This window comes from Paraglaciecola hydrolytica (genome assembly GCF_001565895.1).
Lineage (GTDB): Bacteria > Pseudomonadota > Gammaproteobacteria > Enterobacterales > Alteromonadaceae > Paraglaciecola > Paraglaciecola hydrolytica.
This window is the reverse complement of the sequence record NZ_LSNE01000003.1, coordinates 109,942-133,126: the sequence shown is the minus strand read 5'-3', so window position 1 is coordinate 133,126 and position 23,185 is coordinate 109,942. Positions and strand designations below refer to the sequence as shown.

General features: G+C 40.2%; 27 protein-coding genes. 11 read left to right on the top strand and 16 right to left on the bottom strand.

Translation table 11 applies throughout. The annotated features are described in order from the left end of the window. Window positions 1-5: 5 nt before the first annotated feature. Both AX660_RS03130 and AX660_RS03125 read right to left on the bottom strand, forming a co-directional pair. On the bottom strand, window positions 6-494 hold the full coding sequence (locus AX660_RS03130) for a hypothetical protein (RefSeq protein WP_068372415.1): 489 nt from the start codon (window positions 492-494) through the stop codon (window positions 6-8). After that, a complete protein-coding gene (locus AX660_RS03125; RefSeq protein ID WP_407669334.1) occupies window positions 487-1,059 on the bottom strand; it encodes an RNA polymerase sigma factor in 573 nt (190 codons plus the stop codon). Before AX660_RS03125 ends, AX660_RS03130 begins: the two co-directional genes overlap by 8 nt. A gap of 100 nt (window positions 1,060-1,159) precedes the next feature. Between AX660_RS03125 and AX660_RS03120 the strand changes: the two genes are divergently transcribed. Further along, window positions 1,160-1,792 carry an MOSC domain-containing protein gene (locus AX660_RS03120; protein ID WP_068372412.1) on the top strand — a complete coding sequence of 211 codons (633 nt, stop codon included), beginning with the start codon at window positions 1,160-1,162 and terminating at the stop codon, window positions 1,790-1,792. Window positions 1,793-1,882: 90 nt separating this feature from the next. Here AX660_RS03120 and rplI read toward each other — a convergent pair whose 3' ends face one another. From rplI to rpsF, 3 genes are read right to left on the bottom strand one after another with little or no spacing between them, the layout of a single operon-like run. Then, on the bottom strand, window positions 1,883-2,335 hold the full coding sequence (gene rplI, locus AX660_RS03115) for a 50S ribosomal protein L9 (protein WP_068372409.1): 453 nt from the start codon (window positions 2,333-2,335) through the stop codon (window positions 1,883-1,885). A gap of 17 nt (window positions 2,336-2,352) precedes the next feature. Next, a complete protein-coding gene (rpsR, locus tag AX660_RS03110) occupies window positions 2,353-2,580 on the bottom strand; it encodes a 30S ribosomal protein S18 (RefSeq protein ID WP_068372406.1) in 228 nt (75 codons plus the stop codon). Window positions 2,581-2,591: 11 nt separating this feature from the next. Next, window positions 2,592-2,990 (bottom strand): 30S ribosomal protein S6, encoded by a 399-nt coding sequence (gene rpsF / locus AX660_RS03105; RefSeq protein ID WP_082768718.1) that lies wholly within the window; start codon window positions 2,988-2,990, stop codon window positions 2,592-2,594. 347 nt (window positions 2,991-3,337) lie between these two features. On the opposite strand from rpsF, the gene AX660_RS03100 reads away from it, so the two are divergent. Continuing rightward, on the top strand, window positions 3,338-4,267 hold the full coding sequence (locus AX660_RS03100; RefSeq protein ID WP_068372401.1) for an N-acyl amino acid synthase FeeM domain-containing protein: 930 nt from the start codon (window positions 3,338-3,340) through the stop codon (window positions 4,265-4,267). 136 nt (window positions 4,268-4,403) lie between these two features. On the opposite strand, the gene AX660_RS03095 is transcribed toward AX660_RS03100, so the two are convergent. Next, window positions 4,404-6,158, bottom strand: a complete 1,755-nt coding sequence (locus AX660_RS03095; RefSeq protein WP_068372398.1) for a TIGR03545 family protein — start codon at window positions 6,156-6,158, stop codon at window positions 4,404-4,406. A 4-nt stretch (window positions 6,159-6,162) separates the two neighbouring features. Continuing rightward, entirely contained in the window at window positions 6,163-6,666 is a 504-nt protein-coding gene (locus AX660_RS03090; protein WP_068372395.1) for a TIGR03546 family protein, read from the bottom strand. Window positions 6,667-6,923: 257 nt separating this feature from the next. On the opposite strand from AX660_RS03090, the gene AX660_RS03085 reads away from it, so the two are divergent. The 4 genes from AX660_RS03085 to AX660_RS03070 all read left to right on the top strand — a co-directional run bounded on the left by AX660_RS03085 (window position 6,924) and on the right by AX660_RS03070 (window position 9,709). Beyond that, the gene (locus tag AX660_RS03085; RefSeq protein ID WP_068372392.1) at window positions 6,924-7,451 is read left to right on the top strand and encodes an RNA polymerase sigma factor; all 528 of its coding nucleotides are present in this window, start codon (window positions 6,924-6,926) and stop codon (window positions 7,449-7,451) included. Further along, complete coding sequence (locus tag AX660_RS03080; protein ID WP_068372390.1) at window positions 7,441-7,806, top strand: DUF6768 family protein; 366 nt, start codon at window positions 7,441-7,443, stop codon at window positions 7,804-7,806. Before AX660_RS03085 ends, AX660_RS03080 begins: the two co-directional genes overlap by 11 nt. A 121-nt stretch (window positions 7,807-7,927) precedes the next feature. Further along, entirely contained in the window at window positions 7,928-8,545 is a 618-nt protein-coding gene (locus AX660_RS03075) for a HEAT repeat domain-containing protein (protein WP_068372387.1), read from the top strand. Further along, window positions 8,546-9,709, top strand: a complete 1,164-nt coding sequence (locus tag AX660_RS03070; RefSeq protein WP_068372384.1) for an acyltransferase family protein — start codon at window positions 8,546-8,548, stop codon at window positions 9,707-9,709. Here AX660_RS03070 and AX660_RS03065 read toward each other — a convergent pair. The 4 genes from AX660_RS03065 to AX660_RS03050 form a co-directional block, all read right to left on the bottom strand. Continuing rightward, entirely contained in the window at window positions 9,702-10,673 is a 972-nt protein-coding gene (locus AX660_RS03065; protein WP_068372382.1) for a tetratricopeptide repeat protein, read from the bottom strand. The two genes, AX660_RS03070 and AX660_RS03065, sit on opposite strands and share 8 nt — an antisense overlap. Before the next feature lie 83 nt (window positions 10,674-10,756). Then, window positions 10,757-11,419 carry a phage tail protein gene (locus AX660_RS03060; protein WP_082768716.1) on the bottom strand — a complete coding sequence of 221 codons (663 nt, stop codon included), beginning with the start codon at window positions 11,417-11,419 and terminating at the stop codon, window positions 10,757-10,759. Window positions 11,420-11,439: 20 nt separating this feature from the next. Continuing rightward, a complete protein-coding gene (locus AX660_RS03055) occupies window positions 11,440-12,255 on the bottom strand; it encodes a hypothetical protein (RefSeq protein ID WP_068372378.1) in 816 nt (271 codons plus the stop codon). Window positions 12,256-12,611: 356 nt separating this feature from the next. Next, window positions 12,612-13,220: a TIGR04211 family SH3 domain-containing protein gene (locus AX660_RS03050; protein WP_068372375.1), complete on the bottom strand. Its 609-nt coding sequence runs from the start codon at window positions 13,218-13,220 to the stop codon at window positions 12,612-12,614. A gap of 175 nt (window positions 13,221-13,395) precedes the next feature. Here AX660_RS03050 and AX660_RS03045 point away from each other — a divergent pair, with 175 nt between their 5' ends. From AX660_RS03045 to AX660_RS03025, 5 genes are all read left to right on the top strand, one after another. Then, a complete protein-coding gene (locus AX660_RS03045; RefSeq protein WP_068372372.1) occupies window positions 13,396-14,451 on the top strand; it encodes a CYTH domain-containing protein in 1,056 nt (351 codons plus the stop codon). Between the two features lie 144 nt (window positions 14,452-14,595). Continuing rightward, window positions 14,596-14,826 (top strand): hypothetical protein, encoded by a 231-nt coding sequence (locus tag AX660_RS23520; protein WP_235594644.1) that lies wholly within the window; start codon window positions 14,596-14,598, stop codon window positions 14,824-14,826. A 214-nt stretch (window positions 14,827-15,040) separates the two neighbouring features. Next, the gene (gene abiEi, locus AX660_RS03035; RefSeq protein ID WP_068372369.1) at window positions 15,041-15,565 is read left to right on the top strand and encodes a type IV toxin-antitoxin system AbiEi family antitoxin; all 525 of its coding nucleotides are present in this window, start codon (window positions 15,041-15,043) and stop codon (window positions 15,563-15,565) included. A 12-nt stretch (window positions 15,566-15,577) separates the two neighbouring features. Beyond that, window positions 15,578-16,138, top strand: coding sequence for a nucleotidyl transferase AbiEii/AbiGii toxin family protein (locus tag AX660_RS03030; RefSeq protein ID WP_235594643.1), 561 nt, complete (start codon window positions 15,578-15,580; stop codon window positions 16,136-16,138). Window positions 16,139-16,224: 86 nt separating this feature from the next. Then, window positions 16,225-16,443: an OST-HTH/LOTUS domain-containing protein gene (locus AX660_RS03025; RefSeq protein WP_068372368.1), complete on the top strand. Its 219-nt coding sequence runs from the start codon at window positions 16,225-16,227 to the stop codon at window positions 16,441-16,443. A gap of 479 nt (window positions 16,444-16,922) precedes the next feature. Here the strand turns inward: AX660_RS03025 and AX660_RS03020 are convergent, their stop codons facing one another. From AX660_RS03020 to AX660_RS03000, 5 genes are all read right to left on the bottom strand, one after another. Continuing rightward, entirely contained in the window at window positions 16,923-18,335 is a 1,413-nt protein-coding gene (locus AX660_RS03020; RefSeq protein ID WP_068372365.1) for a TniQ family protein, read from the bottom strand. Next, window positions 18,335-19,267 carry a TniB family NTP-binding protein gene (locus AX660_RS03015; protein WP_068372362.1) on the bottom strand — a complete coding sequence of 311 codons (933 nt, stop codon included), beginning with the start codon at window positions 19,265-19,267 and terminating at the stop codon, window positions 18,335-18,337. The genes AX660_RS03020 and AX660_RS03015 overlap by 1 nt, the downstream gene beginning before the upstream one ends. Further along, entirely contained in the window at window positions 19,264-21,180 is a 1,917-nt protein-coding gene (locus AX660_RS03010) for a DNA-binding domain-containing protein (RefSeq protein WP_068372359.1), read from the bottom strand. The genes AX660_RS03015 and AX660_RS03010 overlap by 4 nt, the downstream gene beginning before the upstream one ends. Then, window positions 21,177-21,794: a TnsA endonuclease N-terminal domain-containing protein gene (locus AX660_RS03005; protein ID WP_068372356.1), complete on the bottom strand. Its 618-nt coding sequence runs from the start codon at window positions 21,792-21,794 to the stop codon at window positions 21,177-21,179. Before AX660_RS03005 ends, AX660_RS03010 begins: the two co-directional genes overlap by 4 nt. Window positions 21,795-22,262: 468 nt before the next feature. Beyond that, window positions 22,263-23,183: an NAD(+)/NADH kinase gene (locus AX660_RS03000; RefSeq protein WP_068372353.1), complete on the bottom strand. Its 921-nt coding sequence runs from the start codon at window positions 23,181-23,183 to the stop codon at window positions 22,263-22,265. Between the last annotated feature and the right edge of the window lie 2 nt (window positions 23,184-23,185).

The following is a 23,185-nucleotide window of genomic DNA, read 5'->3' as shown; positions in this document are numbered from 1 at the left end:
CGGACTTAGATCTGTGACCATTTAGGAGAGTGCACCCGCTCGATTAAACTAATCTGCTGTTGATAAACGTTTTGTAATAACTTCAGCAATGCCATGTTGTTGGGCTCATTTTTCAGCGCGGCCTTAATCGCTAATTCTGCCTTGTCTAATTCAGCCACCTGTTCCTGCCAATTACTGGTTAAGGCCGGTTGATCTTGAAATTGCACCAGAAGCGCTTGTTTTTGCTGTTGATGTTGGGCGCTTAAACTGGCAATTAAATCACTGCCATTTGGGTGCTTTTGAGCCGTATGAAACGACAGCAAACTTACTAGTCCAATTAAAGCTACTCCAGCAACCAAGGCGTAAATTTTGCCTGACTTTGGCTTGTTAACTACATCAGGGCTATTAACTAAAGCCAGTTCAATGCCTGACCAAAGTTCACGTTCAGGCTGTTTTTCACGGTTAAGCGCAACAAGTTGTTGTTGCAAATCCGATTCAAAGTCAGCTTTATTCATATCCCATCCACTCCTGTAATAATTGTTTGGCGCGGTGAAACTGTGCCTTACTTGAGCCCACAGCCATGTTAGTCATAATGGCAATTTCTTCGTGGCGATAGCCTTCAATGGCATGTAAAACAAACACCAGTCTGGCACGCTCGGGTAGCCGAACTATGTAACTTTCAATATCCACTGTGCTACTCGATTCTTCGGCCAATTCATTGATGGCCGGGGAATCTTCAAAATTCATCATGCGATATAACCAACCCCTTTGTTTGCGCAAATAAGAGATCGTGATGTTGCTGGTCACTGTATGCAGCCACGTAGAAAACTTGCTATCTCCTTGGTAATTACCGATTTTTCGCCACAACTGGATAAAAACCTCTTGAGCAGCATCTTCGGCTAAGGATTTATCTGCGGTCAGGCGATAACACAAGCCATACACCTGAGCAATGTATTGCTGATATAGTTTGTGGTACGCCTGTTTGTCGCCGCCTTGTACTGCTTTGATTAAGTCCATCTCACTTTTAGAGGCAAACTTATGCTCGGCTGCGACAACGTTTCCTAGTGTGCTCAAACGCATGTCTTCTTGGTGTTAGTTGTTTAGTAAGTCGCAGGGTAAACTAGATTGGTTTAAAGGATTAAAAAAATAATGCATATTTTTTATTTAGTGAGGTAGCGCAATGGAGATTATCGGTTTATTCAGCGGCAACAAAACAGCCATCGGCCCTAAACTCAGTCCTACGGGTATAATTAAAAAACCAATTGAACATGCACAGGTCAATGCCTTAGGCATAGTGGGTGATGTGCAAGCCGACAAACGAGTGCACGGTGGCCCACAAAAAGCCTTGCATCAATTTTCACTATCCAGTTATCAAAGAATCATTCAGCAATATCCCTTGTTACATCGTAAAGCTCTACCTGGCTCTATAGGTGAAAATATCAGCACTGCATTAATGCATGAAGATAACGTATGTATTGGCGATATTTACCAAGTAGGTTCTGCCACGTTGCAAGTGAGTGCTCCACGTATACCCTGCTGGAAGATAGATGCTAAATTTCGCCAACCCGGTTTAAGTCAGTTTATAGCGCAACATCACTTAAGTGGTTGGTATTATCGCGTGATTGCGGCGGGGCAATTACAAGTCGGTGATACTTTCAAATTAGTTGAGCGCTCAAATTCCAACTTAACCATTCGACATTTTTTACATATGCTCCAAAGTAAAAAACTGGATGTCGAGAGTATATTGATGATTGAAAATGCCAGTGGTCTAGATCCGCAGTGGCAGGCAAAACTGTTAAGACAAAACCAATAAACAAGTTTCAAGGATGAAGGGGATATGCAGATAAAAAAACACCGCCAGAAGGCGGTGTTTTTAAACAAATGTAATTAGCATTCCGAGCGATTAAGCTTCTTGAATAACAATAACTTTGATAGTAGCGCTAACTTCTGAATGCAACTGTAAAGTAACAGTGTATTCACCAGTATCACGTAAAGTACCGTTAGGCAATTTAACTTCAGCTTTAGTAGTAGCAAATCCTGCTGCGTTGATCGCGTCAGCAATATCACGAGTACCAACTGAACCGAACAATTTACCTTCGTCACCCGCAGGAGCCGCGATTGTTACTTCAGCTAATTCAGCTAAAGCAGCAGCGCGAGCTTGTGCAGCAGTAAGTTGGTCAGCAATTTTTGCTTCTAACTCAGCGCGACGTTGTTCAAATTTTTCTACGTTTACTTTAGTAGCAGGAACTGCTTTCCCTTTAGGGAACAAAAAGTTACGTGCGTAGCCTGACTTAACTGTGACTTTGTCACCTAAGCCGCCCAGGTTAGCGACTTTGTCTAGTAGTATGATTTCCATCTTTGCTACCTCAGCGATTACTTGTGAGAATCAGTATATGGAAGCAAAGCTAGGAAGCGTGCACGCTTAATAGCAGTTGACAACTGACGCTGATATTTAGCGCTAGTTCCAGTGATACGGCTAGGGACAATTTTACCACTTTCAGTGATGTAATTTTTCAACATTGCGATGTCTTTGTAATCAATCTCAACAACACCTTCAGCTGAAAAACGGCAGAACTTACGACGTCTAAAAAAACGAGCCATTATGTCTCTCCTTATTCTTCATCATCATCAGAAGCGTGAGCTTCTGAATGAGCAGGTCTGTCGTATGACTTCTCATCACGCTTTTCACGACGTTCTTCTTTAGCCATAGGAGATTGTTCAGTAACAACACCTTTGGTACGCATAACAAGGTTACGCAAGATTACATCGTTGAAACGGAAAGCAGTCTCTAATTCTTCAATCGCTTCAGCAGTAGCTTCAGCATTGATCAAGACATAGTGTGCTTTATGTAACTTGTCGATTGGGTAAGCCAATTGACGACGACCCCAATCTTCTTTGCGGTTAATAACACCGCCATCTTGGGTTAGAATTCCGGTATAACGCTCGATCATACCAGGAACTTGTTCACTCTGGTCAGGGTGAACCATGAATACGATTTCGTAATGACGCATCATATTGCTCCTCACGGTTGTAGTCTCGACAGCACAGCCAAACTGTATGGAGACAAGGAACTAAATTAGGTAGCTGTTTTAAGCGGCGCGGATTGTACATAAACTGGGCTGTGACCACAAGGCTTATTTGGCCAGGTTGGGAAAAGCAATTGTCAACTAACAAAATGCTCGCCTGTTAGTATTTGTTTCGCATTTTGTCATTGGCGCTTTGGTAAGTCATACAGCGCATTCTGCCCAGAGAATAGTGATAAATAGGATTTGTGATTAACTTGTATTATATGAAGCCGTCTCTGGGTTAAAGTAAAAATAAGAAAACAAAATACCAATCCACTTATGAGGGTAAAGGAATGGGAATTAGGACCAAAATAGCTGAAAGCAATGTCGAATTAGATGCTTGTTATAAGTTACGCCATAAAGTGTTCGCCGATATTGAAGGTTCATATAAAAAACAGGCAGACGGACGGATCATCGATCGTTTTGATGCCTTTACTAATTCGGTAACATTTTTTGCATCTGACGAGGATAACGTAGTTGGCACCATCCGTTTAACCTTACAAGATAATTGTGTTGGCATTCCTGCTGATGATTTTTTCGATTTTACGCCCTTCCTAAAAGGCGAAGTTGGCACTGTGGCTAATGTGGGACAATTAGTGGTTGATCCTAATAGTCGCGGACAGTTAAGAATTACCAATGGCCTTTTTATGTTGATGTACTACTGGGCATATGACAAAAATGTGACCCATGTAGTGGCGCCTTTTAATCCTGCCCTCACCAAATCAATGCAGCGTATTGGTTTTGTCAAAGCGGGTGAGATTGTTAAGTCAGCTCACTATGACTTAGATATTCAGCCAATGGTGCTTAACCTGCACGAAATTCGTGAGAGCTTTATCAATTTTGTTGCTCAGCAAGATATCTTTAATTTTATGGAGCCTTATTGCCGCGAATATTATCGTGCGGGTGAAGTTATTATTACTAAAGGTGAAATGGGCGAGGATGCTTATTTTATCGTTGACGGCACAGTTACGGTGCAGTTAGGGGCAGCTAAACAAGAAAACCAAGATATCGAGTTGTGTCGTGGTGAAGTATTTGGTGAGTTAGCTTTGCTGGTTGACGTTCCAAGAACCGCAGGAATTGTGGCTAAGTCTGATGTTGCCTTAATTGTATTAAGTAGGCGTCAATTTTTAGGTTGTATTAAAAACAATCCAGAAAATGCTCAATTCATTTTACAAACTTTAGGTAAACGACTGGCTAAAGCAATTAGTGATGACCAAGCTTAAAAAGCCTAGGGGTTTGACAGTTTATTATCTATTTTTTGTTAGAAGTGTTTTAACTCACTCCTTGAAAGAGCGATTATTTTGACAAGTGACGAGGTAGCAAAATAATCGCATATTAACCAAGTTGAATCGCTATTATCTAATTACCAAATAACTTGCCTTTCAACTTGTCTTTTAGTTCGTCTTTTTTCTTGTCCAGTGCTCCAGTCATTTTGGCGTTGAGCATGTCTTCTAGACTATTCATATCGCCATCAACAAGTTTTTCCCAGTCTAACCATTCACTGTATTGGCTATCCTGAGTACCCAGTGCTCCTTGCATTTGGCTATCAAGCTTTTGTTTTAACTCATCGAGTTTACCTTGCTCTTCTTTGCCTATATTAGCCAGTAAAGCACTGCCGAGTTGTTTATTGAGATCTGAACTAAATGACAAATCTAAGTCGCCAATGGCACCTGCAACATTGGTATTGATTTGTAGTTGCTGCATTTGGTTTAGCGTCTGGGCAATAATGCGAGTCAGCTTATTTTCTCCAGTGGCTTGCATAGCAAGTTCGGCCAGATTGATCGCAGCATCACCAGACACAGCATTTTGATTCACTTTGATCTCGCCGTTACTAGATAACAAACCTTTAAGCAGCTTGCTGCTCAATTTGTCTTGTTCAACTAGGCTAATGTCTTGTAATTTTAAACCAGCTAACTGCCATTTTTGCTGGGCGTTAATACCACTGTCTTTAAGCCAAAAATCACCATTAAGTTTAAGTGATTGCCACAAACTACTGGCACTGGAGTCGACTTTAAAAACAGTTGGGCGACCTATTATGTCATGTTGATAGGTGATGTCTTGCCATGTACTGAGTATTTGCTCTTGCTGCCAGCTTAAAGAAATATCGGCTTGTTTAATCCACAGCTCAGGTAGGCCAGAGGTATCGCCAAAACTGATCCAACGCCCCTCAGCAATGACTACTTCTTGCTGTTGCTGTTCTTTGTTTTTGAGCATAGGTGCAAGAATATCTAAGGCAGCTAAAGCATAGCCACTCCACTCTCCAGCGGTTTCGCCAAATACCATAGTGGTAACATCACTAATGGCGCCAGCGTCACCCGCTACTAAGGATTTAAGTTGCTCATAGTCTTGGCCGGGGGCTGCTTTTAATTGGGCTAATTTAGGGCCTAGATCTTGTTTGGCTGTTTGAAGGGACTCTTTAAACTCGTTAAATACTGCCTTGTCGGCTTTGATTTCTTGTTTAAGTTTTTCAAATTCTTCTTTAGCCGCAAGCAAGTCCGCCGGATTTTTATAATCGGTTTTACTCAGTACTTCGATGCGTTTTTTGTAATCGCTAAGTTTATCCTTGCTAGGTAAATTGGCGTATTGCTCACTCAGTTTATCTTTATGTTGCTCATAAGCTTGCTGAGTTGTTTCAATGGCTTTGGTGGTTTTAAGAGGTGATTTAGCTAAGACTTCATCAACGCTAGGTAAGTCTTTCGCGTCAGGAAAAAGGCTTGAACTTACAGACTCAGAATCATCGGGTTGACGATAAACTTGTCCTGCAGAGTTACGAGTAGTGCCAAATTGCACACCAGTCATAGTCAGTTGGTCGATAATCACTTTTCGCAGTAATAAGGGCGATAATTCAATATTGGCACTGATAACTTGTGCTTCTAACTGATTGGTACTGGGTGATTTAGGATCGGTGAGCTGCACACCAATAAAACTCACACCAAATGGTGAGAAGGTATGTTCGACTTGGCTAATATTCACTTCGGCACCAGTGGCCGCTTCTAAGCCTTTTTGCGCTGCGAGTTTTATCCAAAAATCGAGAAATAAAATGACTAGGGCTGAAATCAGCCCGACTACTACAAAAAAGGCTATCAGACCGGGCCAGCGGATTATATTTTTCATGTTGTTATTCTCCCAATGCCTGATAAAGACGATAGAAATTAGTGCCTTTGATAAACTGTACGAGTTTGATTTTATTTACCCAAACCATGACTTTTGCACGGTATTGCACAACCAATATTTTGCTGGCAATCAATAGTACTGGGCTGCAAATAAGGGAAAACACAAGGCTTCCAAGGGTGAGAGTGTGATAAAACTGACTAAGTTGACCTAGAGTAGTGCTGTAAAGTTGTGTCCAAAAAGGAACTAAACTTTGATTGCTTAGGATGGATTCGCCAACACCTGCCATGACAGAACCTAATGCGAGAGCAAATAAAGAAAACAAGGCCCATGCTAGTAAAAAGGCCGACAAATTAACCCTGAAAAACAGCACCACAAATAATAAAATTACGCTGTGCAAACCTAACATAGGTGTTAAACCCATTACCATGCCGAGGGTAAATCCCCATGCTAGTTGCCAGGGGCTGGCATCCGAATTGAGTGCTTTTAACAGCTTAACGATAGCGCCCACTGCTCTCTCCTTGTTTAAATGTTGATACTTATTTTGCACGTAAAAAACGTCAAAAATTCTTGGTACACAATAAAGCTCGCCATGGTGAATAACAAGCTTGCTTGCAAGCGATTTTGTCATTAACTAGCGTGGGCTGTTTACTCACCCTTAAACTAATTTTACCTGATAAGCTGCTGTGAAAAAATTTTATGTTTGTTTTACATCCTAAGAACCTTTAGCTCTTTTTCTTCGTCTTTAGGTCAACAAGAGGAGACTAAATGCAACAAGTTGAACTCGACATGCTGGTAATAAGAGCACAACAGGGTGATGAGCCAGCTCTATTGTTATTGTTTGAGCATTATCAACCTGCATTATTACAGTTCGCTTATCGTTTGCTTGGCGAGCATAGTGCGGCTCAGGATGCGGTGCAAAATGCTTGGCTTAAAACCTTAAAAAATTTAAGGGCTTTACATAATCCAGCGGTATTTAAAAGTTGGATTTATCGCGCATTAAGGTGGTCCGCCACTGATTTATTGCGGCAACTACACATTCAGCAACAGCGCAGTTCTGAGTTAGCAGTGGATGAAGTCGAGAGCGAAAATAGTGTTGCACATGACTCGCTAACCGCTGCCTTAAAAGGCTTGCCTGAAGATGAATACCTAGCCGTTTATTTATTCTATTTTACCCAACTATCTTTGGTCGAAATAGCATTAGTACAAGAGGTGCCCGTAGGTACGGTTAAAACCCGTTTATTTCGGGCCAAGGCAAAATTAAAAGTCACATTGGAGAATGACCATGAATATTGATGACAAAATTACCCAAGCCCTTGAGGCAGAAGCTAAACGCCTAGAACCCATGTTGCTCGACGATAAAGGGCTATTTAGCCGTTTGTTGCCTATTTATCGCGGTGGTATGCGTCGCTGGGTGTGGTTAGTGAACGGTTTAACATTACTCACCAGTGCCCTGATGTTTTGGACAGCTTATGAATTTTTTAGCGCGCAGCTAGTTGAGCAACTTGTCTTTTGGGGAGTGTGTTTAATCGTGATCCTGCAATTACAAGTTGGTTTAAAAAACTGGTTATTTATGGAAATGAATCGTGCGTCTTTAGCTCGAGAAATGAAGCGTTTAGAGATAACATTAATGCAAACCAAAAATCCGTAATTAGGTGGGTATATACCTCAGAAACACTGAAACGCGTATCTTCTGGTTGCTTGGGTATATATTCTGTTAGCTTTTGAGTGTGTGCTCTCCACTCAATTAATGATTGAAGGAGGAAGTAAAGATGGAGCTTAGGTTGGTGTACATAGTCAGCATATTTTGTGCTGGTTTTGCTGTAGGATACTTTGTGAATGAACAAGATGAGTTTAATGGGGATACTGTTGCTGACGCAACATTGACGGTTCCTCATCAAGCTGCTCCAACATTGCAAAAAGTTAATCCTTTTCAGTTGCTTAGCTCGCAACAGAATGAGCTTGGGGAGCAAGCAAACCCAAACAACTCAACTTTCAAGACGGACAATACGGCCCTTTCATGGCAAGAAAATAATAACCTTAATAGCCCGGAACAAAATGAGCTGTTAAATGCTAAGTTGGCCCAGATAGGTTATTTAGTTAAAGACAACGAGCTTGATAAATTGGCATCAGGTTTAGGTGATAGCTCTGCCCAAGTGCGCAAACAGACCATCCTTGGTTTAAGTGATTTGAATTCTGCTGACGCCTTGCAGGTTGTTGGGCAAGTCTTGTTTTCCGATCCCTCTGCTGAAAATCGAATGTTGGCTGTGGGGGTTTTGGAAAAGCACCAGCATCTCGCTTTTGTCACTCATTTTCTAAAACATGCCATGCAAAATGATACAGATGCTCAGGTAAGACAGTTTGCCGCTACCGTATTAGGGCAACAATAATTGCAAAACCAACGTTTAAAAGGCTTAGACGGTTTAAGAGCACTGGCCGCATTGGCGGTATTTGCCGTGCACTACAATCAAATTGTTGATGTAGACGTGCAGTATGGTGAATTTGATTTTTACCTGTTGTTTGCTAACGGCGAAATGGGTGTGGCCTTATTTTTTGTGTTAAGTGGTTTGTTATTATCGCTGCCCTATTGGCGAGCTATTCTGTTTAAAGAGGCTTGGCCTAAATTAAGTACTTTTGTTAAACACCGTTTAGCGCGTATTTTACCCGCTTATTATATGGCCCTAACCTTGCTCATAATATTAAGCAATTATTGGGTTTTCCCTGCGGCTTGGCCAGACATATTACTGCACTACAGTTTTTTATTTAATTACAGCGAATTTTCTTTTTTCAGTATCAATCCTTCTTTTTGGACATTAGCAGTTGAGATGCAGTTTTATCTTTTGCTACCCATTTTTTTTGTGGTGCTACGCTACCAATCTTTTGCTCGGGCTTTAGGCTTGTTGGTCATCTTGGCCTTAGTTTGTTATGCCTTGCATTACATGTTTGTTCTAGCTGTAGATAAGAACATTCCGTGGCCAGGTAGCACTATTTTATTGTGGGTAAAAGTCAATGGCGCGGTTGTTACTCAATCGTTATTAGCCCATTTACCTCACTTTATTATTGGTATTATCACGGGTGGAGTTTTGCTTAAAACAAAAACGCATCTTGCTTTTACGCAAAACAGTGGTGCGGGCCAAGTAAAGCTTGTATGTGATGTAGTTTTTGTCCTGAGTTTAAGCACAGTGATATTACTTATGGCAACAGAATTGGGCGAATGGATACAAATTCCGATGGGCCGTTATGGCTTGCCTGTATTGCCCCTTGTTTTGGCGGTTTTGGTTTATGTCACGCCTTTTACTTACTACGCAAAATGGGTATTGGATGACGTAGTTGTGCGCCATCTAGGCAAAGTATCCTACGGTATTTATATCTACCATTTCCCGATTCTTAGTTTTGTTGACTACCAAATGTCTATTTATGGCTGGGATGCTAGAGAGGATTGGGCTTATTTACTCATTATCGCTAGCTTACTCATTTTCATTGTTGCCAATTTATCCTATTACCTAGTGGAGCGGCCCATCTTAGGTTATGCCCACAAACAACGAGTTAATTAGGTGATACTGGAAATTGCATTAAGTGGGCTTCTAGTTTTTTATTTAAATCTTTTTCCCACGTTTCTGGCATGACCTTTTTAACTTCAGCCAACATAGTGTGCAACTGATCTTGCTGTTGTTGATTGTTGCTGCGTTGTAAAGCGGCTGAAATCCATAGGTAGCTTTTGGCCAAGTCTTGTTCTAACCAAAGCTTAGTAACAGGATTTTTAGGTGCTGCAAAATATAAAGCAGCAGTTTCAAAATAAGCTGGTTGATAACCTTGAGCGGCGGCTTTTTCAAACCACTCTCGAGCTTCCAAGGGGTCTTGTTTAAGCCCTTGCCCTTTGAGTAACATCAGCCCAATATTGAATTGTGCATGAGCTGAGTGATAACTCGCAGCATTGGAATACCAATGTAGCGCGGAGGCATTTGATTCCTGGGTATTTAATGCCAGATTAAAATCGGCAATTTGCAACATAGCGGGTATCGAACCTTGTTCAGCAGCTTGCGTGCACAAAGCTAAACCCTTTTGCGAATTTTGCTCAACACCTTCTCCGTGTAAATAAAGACTGCCTAAATGGCAAAGTGATAGGTGAAAACCGAGCTCGGCGGCTTTTTCATATAACTGCTCAGCACGTTGAAAATCCATGGCCTGATGTATGCCTTTTACAAAACAATGGGCCAATTTATCCAAGGCTAATGGCGCCTCGAGCTCTGCAGCCTTGGCGTACCATTGACAGGCTTTGAGCATATCAGTTTGCCGACCCCAACCCAGTTCGTTAAAAAGCGCTAAGTTAATTAGTGCAACGGCATTGTTCTCTTCTTTGCCAATGTCTTCATAGGCGCTATAGGCTTCTTGGTACTTCTGTTCTGCTAACAATTTATCCGCTTTACGTAAATCACGGCTCTCGTTGGCAAGGGCGGTGTTTGGCAACACTAGGTAAAACAGTAAGGATATAAAAACCAATAAAGCGTGTTGTTGCATTTTGTCTTTCCACTAAAAAAAATCGCCGATACAAATCGGCGATCTAACTAATACTGTAACCTTACATCAAAATAACTAAAAATCTAGTTACGCGAAGGGTAGATACCTTGTAAGGCGATAACATGATAAATCGCTAAATAAGGCATACGGTTTTCATGACTTTGACTACCGCCAGTGTTGGTTAAGGTTGTACCCACAGTTGCTTCTACACTGATCGAGTCTGCATGTAGGTCAACATCGGGGGCGTTTGAACTGTATATATTAGTCCGGCTTTTACTGGCTAAGCTATTAGCACTAGGAGTCGCTGAGTCGCCTGCTGCATCGGTACCATGTAAGGTCGCACTAATGCTACTTACCGTGCTGGTTGCAGCATGAGTATGTGAGGGCATTTGATTAGCTGTTAGTGTGACATGTTCTACACCACCCCTCTGTCCCCAAGAGTAACTACTTAGGCCCGGGCCGTTACCTGGTTGAATTGCCACGCGGCCACGTAAATCGGGTAAGGCAAAGGTAGTTTGCCCATTGCCCCCATAGGTGGTTCCAAGTAAAGAGAACAAAGCGGTATTTTGAGCAATAGACAGTAATTGCCCGTCACAAATTGCCCAGCCACGAGGTGCAAAACCAAAACCGACCATTTGAATCTGGCCAAGAAAGGGCTCAGATGCAAATACTGGCTGACTGACGCCCATGCCTGCTAACAGTGCAACTGAACAAGTAAGCGTACGTACAGAGTGTAATAATTTCATTGTTGTTATCCTTAATTAGATTATTTGTTTTTACGGACGTTTCTTGCCACTAAACCAAATAAAGCAATGACAAACAAAGAAAGACTGCCCGGTGCGGGTACAGAAGGAGGCACTTGTCCTCCGCGAAGTGTTACTGATTCTATTGAGAGAAATTGAGAGAAGTCAAAAGCGCTTTCACCACCATCAAAATCGCCACCCTCAAGTGTCCAACTTAAATCAAGGGTCAGTAAATCAGTTGGATTTAATGCAAAATTAAAAAATAAGGTATCAGCGGCAAACAAACTACCACCAAAATTGCCATCTGCAACACCATCAATTTCGTTGCCGTTTACTGTGTCAGATACTAAATCAGTGAAAAATAATTCTGCACCATTGGCAAACAAAGTAAATTCAGAATCGGCATAGGCGTCAATACCATTCGCACTAACCATATTGCTAAATACTAGCTTAAACACAATGTCATAAATATCCGAAACTGAGTTGTTAGCTACATCAATAGTACTATCAAAACCCACATTAAAAGTATCATCGGTAGTAAGTGCGCTACCGGTAAAGCCAATGCCATCATCGGTATTCACTAGATTGTTAGTTAACGGGTTTGTACCTGTTACTGTTGCGCCAGCATAAGTGGAAGTGATTGTTGCACCACCTGTTATTAAACTGAAATCACCGCTAGATACTCCATCGCCGTAACCTTCATCAAAAGTGTTGGTTGCTTGAATGTTAATATCTACTGGAATAATGGCGGCTTGGACTGAGCTTAAAAAACAAAGCGAGCATAAAGCCGATAAGGTCGTGAGTGTAAGCGTTTTCCACTTAGGTTTAAGAGTCGTCATGTAACACACCTTCTTATTGATATAGAGTAAAAATTGCATGAGTTTTATTAACATACATTAATTAAGCCATAAATATTACTTATTGATATATATGCGATTAAATTGTTTATATACCTGCTGTGTAAATATAGTGTAAATAATCCTGACAAAATACATGGTTAAATAAGTGCTCTTTTGGGTGCTACTTTGAAGTCAAATCAAACAAGTTTTCATCTTGTTTTTTATTGCATGCAGTTAATTAGAAAGTGCGGAAAGTCGAGTGTTTAGAGCGTGATTTTAAATCTGAGATAACAGTTCTTGAAGACTTTATAGGGGGATGAGCAAACACCGCATTGGCAGGGTTTGCTCTAAAAATGTTACATCCAATTATCGTTGCGACGGCGTTTTTTAGGTAAATAAGTCAATATAATACCCAATAACAAACTAACCACGGCGACAATGCCACCTCGAGTGAACCATTCAATTTGCGCACTTTGATCCTGATTGGCTAGTTCAGCGCTGATGCGTTTATTGTGTGCGGCGATTTCTTCTTGTTTGCGGTTTAAAGCTGCATTTTGTGAACTTAGATCGGCGATACGTTGATTCAACAAATCATTATCCGCACTTTGCTGTTTGATCATGGCATTGGCTTCTTGCAGTTTTTGCGTAAGCCCAGGGACTAATTCTCTGACACTGCGAGTTTTACTGATAAACTCAGTTTGTACCCAACCCGTACGCTGTTTGTCGTCAATCACTTCAATGAACTGAGTTTCAGTGTCTTCTTGCAACATCTTGACTTTAGTACCAGCAATCACTGAACCGAGAATACGATAATTGCGCCCCGGACCGGCATGTAAAAAAGTAAAGAGGTCATCTGAAATATAACGAACCTTACCCTCTTTATCATTTGGCTCTTGAGCTACAGCCAAAAAAGTGGGTAAAGATATACAAGTAAATAACAAAAATAAAAGGGTGTGGCTGCGCATAATATGAAAACTTGTCTCTATAATATGCCGCAAATGGTATTGCCTGACATAACGAAAGGCAAGCCCACATTCAAATTGAATGGCCTGAATAGTAAATTGTGGCTATTGAAAGTGTAATTTGGGGCCTAGGATTGTTGCCAAAGAACATGTTTAATCTGGAGCAGTAAGGACTCGTATGGAATATGAAATTGAATTAAAGCTCACTACCACAGTGCAGGCTGGGGAGTTTATCGAAAACAGCTTATTGCCAAAACTAGCGGCTAAAGTAGAGCAACAAGAGCTTGAATTAAGTAATAGCTATTTTGATACGAGTGAGCGGGATTTTCGCTTAAATGGCATGGGTTTACGTATTCGTGGTTGTCAGCATGAATATGAACAAACTATCAAAACTGCAGGTAAAGGAGTGGCGGGGTTACAACAACGGCCGGAATACAATGTGGACTTAGGTAAATTACCTAAAGCGCCAGAAACTCCTGACCTGAGTTTGTTTCCAGCAGAAGTGTGGCCTGTAGGTTTTGACCATCAAGGTGCTCAAACTCAATTACAGTGTCTGTTTGTCACGCAGTTTAAACGTAGTGTGTATTTATTGAATTTTAATCCTCAGTCACAGATTGAATTGGTGTGGGACAGGGGCGAAGTAAGAGCAAATGACAAGTGTGATGAAATCAATGAAATAGAACTCGAATTAAAAGCAGGTAATATCAGTGAGATTTTTAATGTAGCCAGACAGCTCGCCACTATTATGCCACTTAAAATTGGTTTGCTCAGTAAAGCGGCGCGGGGTTATCGATTATTAAATGGCGGGGGACAAGCAGATAAAACACTACCCGAACCTTTAAACCTGTTAACCGAAGAGCAAGTCAAACATAGCTCACGCGCGCAATTGCACAGCCTTGTGGCCAAGCGTTTGAGTCGCTGGCAAAAACTGCTTAATTATTTTGAGATGCAGCCAAGTCAGGCATGTTGGCACGAAATAAACACTGTTTGGCAGCAGTTAAGTTTGGTGTTGGCGCAGTGCTGTAAGCAAGGTTCAGATAACAGCCAGTCGTTGCATTGCGCGATGCAGGATTTTCAGCATCAATGGCAAGGTGTTGTTTTGTCTGGCGCTGGTAATAGTCAAACCGCAACCCCCAGTCACTGGCATGCCGCAGTCGAAGTGTTAACCGGCAGCTCTGCCCTGTTAATGCAACTGGCGATTATGCAATATCTGGTGGAACAACAAGCCGTTTGAAAAGTTAAACAAGAAGCCTATCAGTATTGGTTAACTCCCCCCGCGATTGCCCCCTATCTTGAACAAGCGCAAAGGCAGTTACAGCAAGAACAAGCCGAAGCACTAGCAAAGAAACTGGCTATAGAAAAAGCACAAAAAGAAAAGATGCTTGTAGAAACCTACAGCCAGCGTGAACGCTTTTGGCAACAAGCGCAAACCGAAGCCAGTCGCGCTTGTGCCAGCGGCTATGATCAAGCATCTGGTTATTTACATCAGTTGTTCGAAGCCTATCAGTTTAACTGCGATGTCTCAGATTTTGAGCAGTGTTTTAAGCGATTTGTCACCAAGAATAGTGGCCGTAAAGCGCTGTTAAAGCGGCTGAATGATTTGCTATAAATAATATGGGTATAGTTAGGTCAAATGGCCTTAGCAAAATCGCAGCAAAAATCGATTGTTCTCGATTGGCTGAGAGACTGAAAATGATTAAGACTCTCACGTGATAGGTCTACACTAAGTTACTTATAAGGTAACAACCTGTAGACCTATGTCTTGCGCAAGTCTACTATCAGGTCTACACTAAGTTACCTATTTGGTAACTTAGTGTAGACCTATGGCTAAATCTAATGAGCTATTAAACGCATTGGCAAAAGCGGTGAGCGCTGGCGGTGGCATTCACAGTGCAACAGAGCTTGCTTTTATGCTGGGTGTGCCTTGTGACCCAGCCTTTAGAAAGTTCTTAGCAGATTGTGTTAATAAAGGGCTATTAAGACGAGTGGTGAAAGGCTTCTATGAAAGCGTTATTACACCACCTGAGCCTGAGACTGCCATTTATAAAATCATCAAAAAGTTGCGCAGTGGCGTATTGAACTACATCAGCTTAGAAAGTCAGCTCAGTCATACCGGTGATATTTCGCAAGTTGTGATGGGTAGAGTCACGGTGGTGACTAAAGGTCGAAGTGGTTGTTTTGATACGCCTTATGGTGTGATCGAATTTACCCACACTAAAAAGCCAGTCGAGCAAATTGCACCTAATTTGTACTATGACCCCGACATCAAAATGTATCGTGCATACAAAGCGCAAGCGATAGCAGATCTAAAACACTGCCGACGCAATCTACATATGTTGGAGAGCTAAGTATGGGGAAGAGTGTGGGAAATAAAGTATGCTAAAACAACAAATTCGCCAAATCGTCCTGATTTGCCAAGGCAGAAAATGCATATTGACGTCTGTGCAATTCCCTCATTCGATATCGAAAAGCGCCCGCTAGTTAATCATTACGATATTGTTGTACCGACTGAAGGGATCTTAGTCCCGGTACAATCGTTACAAGAAACACTGGCCGATAAGCTGATCGCATTAGCGTATCGGGCAAGGCGTATTAAGCCGCGCGATATCTGGGATATTGTTTGGATCAAGCAACGCGGTATTGATTTATCCAAGACATTGGTTGAAAAGAAACTCACCGCCAGACAAAAGCAAACAGAAGACTTTCGGCAGACACTGTCTATTCAGTTAGCCAAGTTAATGTCGGAAGATGAAGTACGTGACGACTTCAATATGGAAATGAGCCGCTTTATCCCCAAGCAAATTAAAGAGAGAACCCTCGATAATCCTGAGTATTGGGCGTATGTCCAGGCTGAGGTAAATGCCATCGTGTCTGAGTTACTGAATGACGGAACTCCAAAAAATCCATTTGATATGGGTTAGTCGAGGTTTTTGTTTTTTGATGACAAATCCGTTCGAGTTAACAAACCGGAGCCAGCACCGAAGAATATCAAAAACGATACTCGTTGATGAATTTATTGCGTCAGGCGGTTGAAGCGGTAGAAGACGCTGTTGGTTGGGCAAAGTTGGGCGCAATTGGTACACATATTTCAAATCATGCTTCATTCGATCAACGAAACTATGGCTTTAAAAAACTCAGCAATTTATTTGCTTCAATCGATTTGTTTGAAATGAAAATATCCAATAGCTCTCATATGTGGGTTAGAGACAAGCGACGCGCTAGGTAGATTATTAGACATTGTATAAACTGATGGCAATTAGCTCTCAATTAGTAATCAACTAAGTGTTTAAGCCCATCATTTTTAAGATTAAAAAAGACATAGTTATATTTTGAATGAATGAAAACGGCTTAAATTCCCAAGTGTTTGAAAAAAAACTTTTTGGTATCAAACTAAATTTATTTAAGTTAATGATTTTAAAAGAATTCCAAAAGTTGGCGGAATTCCCAAATTAAATGGTAATGATCACATTTGATCAATTTTAGCGTTTGGGAATTCGGTTCAACTACTTTTTAGTAAATAACCGGCTTTTTAGAAGGAAAGCTGGTTAAAAATCTAGGATTGATAAAACCTCGTGTCATTTAATTTGGGAATTTTTGCAGTATTTCAGATAACGTGGGATTTTTAAAATCGATGAATAAAAAAAGAGTACTATTAAATAGTACTCTTTTTTTATTCAGAGAAATAGAATTTTAAAAGACTAATTATTAGTTCGATATAAAACTCGGATATGCATTTAAAACCTTATCTCGGGTAGGGAAACTTTCGTTATCAATAAGTTTGTTTAGTGAATCAATACAAATCATTGGCACTTTATTATTTGGCACCATTACACTGAGTTTTCCATCTTTAATAAATTTTCGAATAATTTGAGGACCAACACCTAGTAATTTGGATGCGTTATATTGTGATAAAACCTGATCAAATTTCATTCCTCGTTGCTTTCTCAAGTAGTAGTGAGCAGTCTTTCGATCTACAAAAGCTTCAGAAAAATTGGGCATATTAGGATTTTTGAAACGTACAGGAATTCTGCTACGTAAAACTCCGATCACAATTTCTTCCGGATAATTCCAGAAAATAGGGGCTTCTTCTGCCACTTGTTGGATGGGAGTTCCAACTTCGTCCAACGTCCTAACCCTTTGAAGTAGCCTTTGCCAATCAGAAAAATCATAAATAAATGTACCGCAATAAGGTTTTTTAAAAGTCACTTTAGTAAATTTTAGTTCGATACAAGATTGCACTTGGAATTCGCTCAAGCCAAGCCACTTTTTTAAAGCAGCGGCATCAACAAATAGTCTACATTCATCATTTGTAGGGTGTCTTTTTAGTACTTGTTTCATTCCAGCAGCCAGAGGTGATTGAGCAAAATCATCGAACGGATATTCATAGAAAAGCTGGTTAAAAAGGCTATATGCTGATGGCACATTTTCACCCAATTCGATCATTTGACTCGCCATTGAGTATAATTCGTTCCAATTACGAAGCATTATCGGGCTTTCAGTCACCCGTTTATCGATTAGATCAAACGGACGTATTAGTGCCACGGCATAGTCAAATAATTTTGATGTGTATACCCATTTTTTCTGCCCCTGAAGTGTCCGAAGTTTACGAATGTGGTGAGGCTCAGTATCTATTGTTTTCCCACAAAGTTTAGAGCCACAATGCTGACATACTAAATCTAGTAAATCAGTGTTCCACTGCAATTCTCGACTGCAAGTCTGACAAACGTTGATATGGGCCATTTTGTGCTTAGTGCAATAAGAATTTGGCGTATATTGCCAATTAGCATAAATAACACCATCTTCCTTTACACACTCTGTGCAAATACAAGGTTTACGTGAAAGGGAAAATCGTTTTCCCGCCGATACGCTTGGATCTTCTTCATATTCACCTAATAGATAATTTTTTTCTAAGTTAATACTTCTACCTACTAACTTGCTTGCTAATTCAACAACACCATCAACGGAATTTTTTCTGTAAGTCGTTGGAACCTTTTTTGTAGAGTAGGATTTTATGAGTTCACTTAGACTATTAAATCGATTTTTTTTAGCCAGTCGAAGCAAGTAACCCAGAACGTTTTCGCCATTTTTGATAAAAGGACGTTGAGGAAGTAAATTCATCACGCAGCCTCCTTTTTCAGCCCATCGAGCTTAATTTTTAAAACACGGTCGTTGTAAGTAAAAGGGTTTTCAAATTCTTCGAAGCTTAACTTTGAAGCATTGTAAATAGATTTGGCATTAATTGAGATTCGACCTTTTTCTTCAATTAATGCTGCTTGAATTAAGTCAGATATAATGCCAATGGCACCACTAGATGCTAAATAGAATTTACAAACTATTGAGGGTTCTTTAAGAGCGTCGGCTGTTATATTGAGTGCTTCAAGTTTATCTGCAAAACTAACTAAGATTTTTTGTGTTTCCTTCAACGTTAGCATACGAATGAAATGGGGCAAAAAACTACGACGTTTCAACTGCCGACTAAACCCTGCATTTTTCCCCTCCATTACACGCAAGGATTCTAGCCCGGGAATGCCTGAGACAAGAATTGGCACTTTAGAATCATCAGAAATAGTTTTAAGCATATTTATAAAAGTTCCCGTTTTACCGTGTTCATTAAATTGTGCAGACATTGCATGTTGTGCTTCATCTATGATCACAAGTTCAGTTTTTAGATCCTCAAGTAAGCCTATAATTGTCTTTTCTTTTTCTGCGTTATTGCCTTTTTGTGGCTGCGTTTTCCCCATGAGTTCTAGATATAATTCTTTCAAAATTTCACCTTTTGACGCATCGCCAGTCAGCTTGATATAAATTATCCGTCGTATATCAGATTCCTCGTTAGTCTCATCCGGATATTTATCTTTGAAGGCTTTGCAAATTTTAGTTTTACCTTTGCCACTCTCACCGATTAGATAGCCAATTTTAGGGTTGGAAAATTGACCTGTGTCAGTCAGTTGCTGAATATAATTCATAGCATCACTATAAACCGGGGTGATAATTTTCAAGTCGTGTATTATTGATTTCGTTTGCTTTAATAACGTTAAATTTGTCATCATTCTTCACACCCAAAGCCTGTTGAGCCGTCATTCAATTCTTCGAAGTCAATGTCATCGGTTGTGGGACCACGATCCGGTACTTCAGTATCTAAAAGATCCCTGAAGTCACCATCATAGTCATTTATGACCGCTGTTTTTTCGTGCGGTCTAACATGAGTATTTATTTGTTTTGGATTCTGACTGAGCATATTCAGAGCTCCAAATTCATCATTCTCATCGTCGAGACTTGCGTTTGTGTCTATTACTGCTCTCGCTTCAATGAATGACATTCCTTGGTGGACGGAATTGTCTGTATTGCTAACTGTAATTAACTCCCCAGTGAGTGGGTGTATAATAGCGATTTCAGAAGCATCTTCGGGGTCAAATAGTATATGTACATCAATACTTTCCTTTTTATTACCAAAGACATCTAATTCTTTGTATAGGTCTTTAGCTTCAGGAGATTGAAAGTATTGATACTGAAGAAAAATGCCCCGAACTAAATGCATAGCACGTTTTTTCGTTTCGGTTTTGAATACACTACGGTCTTGTTCATCAGCTTTACGGGGCGGTGGATTTCTGTATAGCCGTTTCCATTCTTTTTCGGGAGTGGATAGTTTTAAACCACTGTGTTTACTTTTATGGTAATCGTAGTGAATGAAGTATTCCGCTGCTCGTTTAAGCTCGCTAAGCTTTACACAGTTTTCGTGCTCAGGCTTTTGGCTATCTCGATTTTTAAAGTTATCAGCGTTACGATAACCTTTGATATTTCTTAAAAAACGTTGACGAAGTGTTTTAACAAAGGATTCTGCAATCGGTTTACCCCAGCCCCGCTTTGTACCAGTGTACTGGAGGGATATAGACAATGTCTTACATAACTTTCTGATCCGAGCGTTTGCAAACGCAGTTCCGTGATCCATTACAATAACATCGGGAATTCCACCAATAGGGAAAAGCGTGTTCACCCCGTGAGGCATTTGAGTACTTAATATATTTCGAATACACGCCATGACGCCAGCAGCTGTTTCGCCTCGCAGTTTTTTCTTAACTTCTATGTGATAGCCAACTACTGCTCTTGAGGCCGCATCCACTGCAAAGTAAACAGTGAAGTAGCCTAAAAAATGTTTATCATCATCCATTACGCCGAGGCAGACATGCATAGCATCCATCTCGACACGCTCTAAAAGCATATCCGCTATTATTTTGGCTCCAATGCCTCTATTGTAAGCCCGAAGGGCAGCTTCACCGTCGCGTTTTAAGATGCAAAGTTCTTTATTAAGTGCCTTTAATTTTCGTCTAAAACAACTGGCACTAGGTAATAATGCTTTTAGATTGTCCGGAGTAATACTTTCAAGATAACGAAATGTAGCGGTATCAGTTGGTTTGTTTCTAGTCAAGAAAAAACCTTTTATTGCCTTACCACACAAGAGTTCAATTTCAAATGGAAGCGGTTTTCCTTGCTTCTTGCGTGTTTTAATCACGCAACTGGAAAAATCACCGCCGGTTTTTCTATAGTGCGTAGCTATTCTAGAAAGCTCACTTTTTGATGGTGTTTTTAAGTGATTTAACCCAAGTTCATCAAAAATTTCTCGGGCTTTGAGTTGTCCATTGTACTTTCGATTTTTGTCTAAATCTCCCGTCAACCCTAAAGGGGCTTTCATTTCGTTTAAAGCTTCGCCAACTTTAGTGTATGCGTCGGCTAAATCTTGTTCTGATTTCGTTAGAATGACAGTTTGTAAATCGCCGTCACGCATTACAATTTTAATGTTTCCTTTAATTGCAGTTGAATCAATAAAAGGACGTGGGAAGCTGCGTAATTGTTTATTTGACGCATTTGTCATTATTACAGCATCGTCATCAATGGACTCTACTGTCCAGCGAGTTGCGCCCCATAGTAATGTCGCTTTCGGTACTAATTGTTCGGCGAAATTCATGCGCACACCTCCATTGTAGTTTCGTCATTTAATGCGGCTTTGATATTCCACTTTAGGGCTTGATGGGCAGCAATTTTGAATGCCAAAGATAGATGTTGATTAGCTGCTAATACACGCTCTTTGAGTTGACCAAATGTTAAAGAGGGTATATCGATTGTTTGAACAAACCCTCGTTCTAAAAGTGAGAGTGGTTTTACTTTAAAACGATATAAAAGTTTACAGTTTTGAATGTGCTCTTTAGTAAATGTCTTATCAGTAAAAACATTCAATTGAGCGTTAAATTTACTTTTATAATGGCGTTTCAGGATGTCTAACTTATGTTTAAATACCACTGTTTTGGCATGTTTTTCAGGCTTTATTTCAAGGTGATTAAGCGATGTATCAACATATTCAATTAATACATCCTCAGTGTATCGACATAAATCACCGAGTTCATTTCTATAATATGTGCTGAATGGCTGCGTTCGATAACGTTTAATGTTGTCATCAAATTCAAATACTCTTGCTAAGTCTTGCTCTAGATTACTATCGACATACATAAGTGCATGATTTTTATAGCTGTAAAAGTGCAATTGGACTTTGTTTTTTTGTGTAATGTTTAATTTTCTAGTCATTTTAAATCTCTCTTTAAATTACGTTTTCATATTTTTTGACTCCATTCGTTATTATTTTTGAATGAGCTTTAAAACTTACGCTCTTTTATAGTAATAACGGCTAAAAAATGTTTGTAAAGTTTTTAGGAAAGTATTTTTTTGAAGTGATCATGAGTCTTTAGTTATTTTGTAAGTTACTGTTTATTAATAATAAAGAACAAAAAAAGATATAATTTTTGAAATGTGAAAATGGTTAAACCTTTTGTTTTCAAGGGTTCCTATGAAAATATTGATTTAACTAGTGTAATAATATGACAATGTATGCAAAAAAAGATATTTGATTGGAGGGGTTTTTAATTTCTTTGGGTTATTTAAAATTAATTTTTTATAATAAAACGGTCTTAAATGTCATACTGTAAGAATTGTGTTTAACCATGTTTCTTCAGTAAATAGCTATTAAAAAATAGTTGATCGTTAGTTTTTTGAGGCTTAAACAACCAACCTTCCCTGTGTTTTACACAAGCAAATAGTCGCTGTAGTGCCAGCGTTGAACTGAATTGGATCGTTTTCCATCCCGTCTGAAAATATCACACCGTTTTCTGCCATCTTCGACGTGAGTTTAAGGGTCATTTGATTCGAAATTTTGCCAAATACTAGATTAGTTTGGGTAACCGCAGAAGGAAACGGCTCTCGAACGGTGTAATACAAGTCAGAACTATCCCACGCCAACCCTTTACTAAGCTGTTTATGTAATGGTCGCTGCGCAATACCACTGGCGCCAGCTAAAATACTTTTAAACCAGCCAGTTGAGCCTAAACCAGTCGAAACAATAACCCCGCTTGAGCTCTGCTGCTCCTTATTCTCACCTATGCAGATTTCATAGCGTGCTGAAGTGTGACTTTTTGGACCGATAAACACATCATTCACCGCTAACAGTGAATCACCGAGGTTTGTGGTCACTTGTGCCATGGAAACATGTTTAATCCCCATGTTGTTATTCAATACTGTTCGTAGAACATCTGAAATGTCAGCAACACAAAACGGCAGCAGCACGCCATCAAACAAGTCGGGTATCGGGTTAATTGCAATCAATGGCTGGCCTTTGAGGTATTTGAGCGTGTTGGCTACCAAGCCATCTTGTCCAAGTACAATAACAACATCATCGTGGGAAAATAGGTAGGTAGCCAACATGCTGCGCTCTAATAGCTGCACTCGCCCTGCTTGTTTAAGCTGTGCTAATACGGTTTTGACGGCCTCACTGTATAAAGTATCTTCAGTCACATAATCATCAAAACGCTCACCTAAGTGCTCAATGTAAAACTTGGCCTGACCTAAGGTGCAGTATTTTTCTTTGAGCTCCTGCAAGCGGGTTTTGCGTGTAACAAGTATAAGTTTGCGCTCTTGTAACATCG

Excerpts from the sequence above, each read along its gene's own strand:
- AX660_RS03130 (WP_068372415.1), bottom strand. The coding sequence starts at position 494 with ATGAATAAAGCTGACTTTGAATCGGATTTGCAACAACAACTTGTTGCG.
- AX660_RS03125 (WP_407669334.1), bottom strand. The coding sequence starts at position 1,059 with ATGCGTTTGAGCACACTAGGAAACGTTGTCGCAGCCGAGCATAAGTTT.
- AX660_RS03120 (WP_068372412.1), top strand. The coding sequence starts at position 1,160 with ATGGAGATTATCGGTTTATTCAGCGGCAACAAAACAGCCATCGGCCCT.
- rplI (WP_068372409.1), bottom strand. The coding sequence starts at position 2,335 with ATGGAAATCATACTACTAGACAAAGTCGCTAACCTGGGCGGCTTAGGT.
- rpsR (WP_068372406.1), bottom strand. The coding sequence starts at position 2,580 with ATGGCTCGTTTTTTTAGACGTCGTAAGTTCTGCCGTTTTTCAGCTGAA.
- rpsF (WP_082768718.1), bottom strand. The coding sequence starts at position 2,990 with ATGCGTCATTACGAAATCGTATTCATGGTTCACCCTGACCAGAGTGAA.
- AX660_RS03100 (WP_068372401.1), top strand. The coding sequence starts at position 3,338 with ATGGGAATTAGGACCAAAATAGCTGAAAGCAATGTCGAATTAGATGCT.
- AX660_RS03095 (WP_068372398.1), bottom strand. The coding sequence starts at position 6,158 with ATGAAAAATATAATCCGCTGGCCCGGTCTGATAGCCTTTTTTGTAGTA.
- AX660_RS03085 (WP_068372392.1), top strand. The coding sequence starts at position 6,924 with ATGCAACAAGTTGAACTCGACATGCTGGTAATAAGAGCACAACAGGGT.
- AX660_RS03080 (WP_068372390.1), top strand. The coding sequence starts at position 7,441 with ATGAATATTGATGACAAAATTACCCAAGCCCTTGAGGCAGAAGCTAAA.
- AX660_RS03075 (WP_068372387.1), top strand. The coding sequence starts at position 7,928 with ATGGAGCTTAGGTTGGTGTACATAGTCAGCATATTTTGTGCTGGTTTT.
- AX660_RS03065 (WP_068372382.1), bottom strand. The coding sequence starts at position 10,673 with ATGCAACAACACGCTTTATTGGTTTTTATATCCTTACTGTTTTACCTA.
- AX660_RS03060 (WP_082768716.1), bottom strand. The coding sequence starts at position 11,419 with ATGAAATTATTACACTCTGTACGTACGCTTACTTGTTCAGTTGCACTG.
- AX660_RS03055 (WP_068372378.1), bottom strand. The coding sequence starts at position 12,255 with ATGACGACTCTTAAACCTAAGTGGAAAACGCTTACACTCACGACCTTA.
- AX660_RS03050 (WP_068372375.1), bottom strand. The coding sequence starts at position 13,220 with ATGCGCAGCCACACCCTTTTATTTTTGTTATTTACTTGTATATCTTTA.
- AX660_RS03045 (WP_068372372.1), top strand. The coding sequence starts at position 13,396 with ATGGAATATGAAATTGAATTAAAGCTCACTACCACAGTGCAGGCTGGG.
- AX660_RS23520 (WP_235594644.1), top strand. The coding sequence starts at position 14,596 with ATGCTTGTAGAAACCTACAGCCAGCGTGAACGCTTTTGGCAACAAGCG.
- abiEi (WP_068372369.1), top strand. The coding sequence starts at position 15,041 with ATGGCTAAATCTAATGAGCTATTAAACGCATTGGCAAAAGCGGTGAGC.
- AX660_RS03025 (WP_068372368.1), top strand. The coding sequence starts at position 16,225 with ATGAATTTATTGCGTCAGGCGGTTGAAGCGGTAGAAGACGCTGTTGGT.
- AX660_RS03020 (WP_068372365.1), bottom strand. The coding sequence starts at position 18,335 with ATGAATTTACTTCCTCAACGTCCTTTTATCAAAAATGGCGAAAACGTT.
- AX660_RS03015 (WP_068372362.1), bottom strand. The coding sequence starts at position 19,267 with ATGATGACAAATTTAACGTTATTAAAGCAAACGAAATCAATAATACAC.
- AX660_RS03010 (WP_068372359.1), bottom strand. The coding sequence starts at position 21,180 with ATGAATTTCGCCGAACAATTAGTACCGAAAGCGACATTACTATGGGGC.
- AX660_RS03005 (WP_068372356.1), bottom strand. The coding sequence starts at position 21,794 with ATGACTAGAAAATTAAACATTACACAAAAAAACAAAGTCCAATTGCAC.
- AX660_RS03000 (WP_068372353.1), bottom strand. The coding sequence starts at position 23,183 with ATGTTACAAGAGCGCAAACTTATACTTGTTACACGCAAAACCCGCTTG.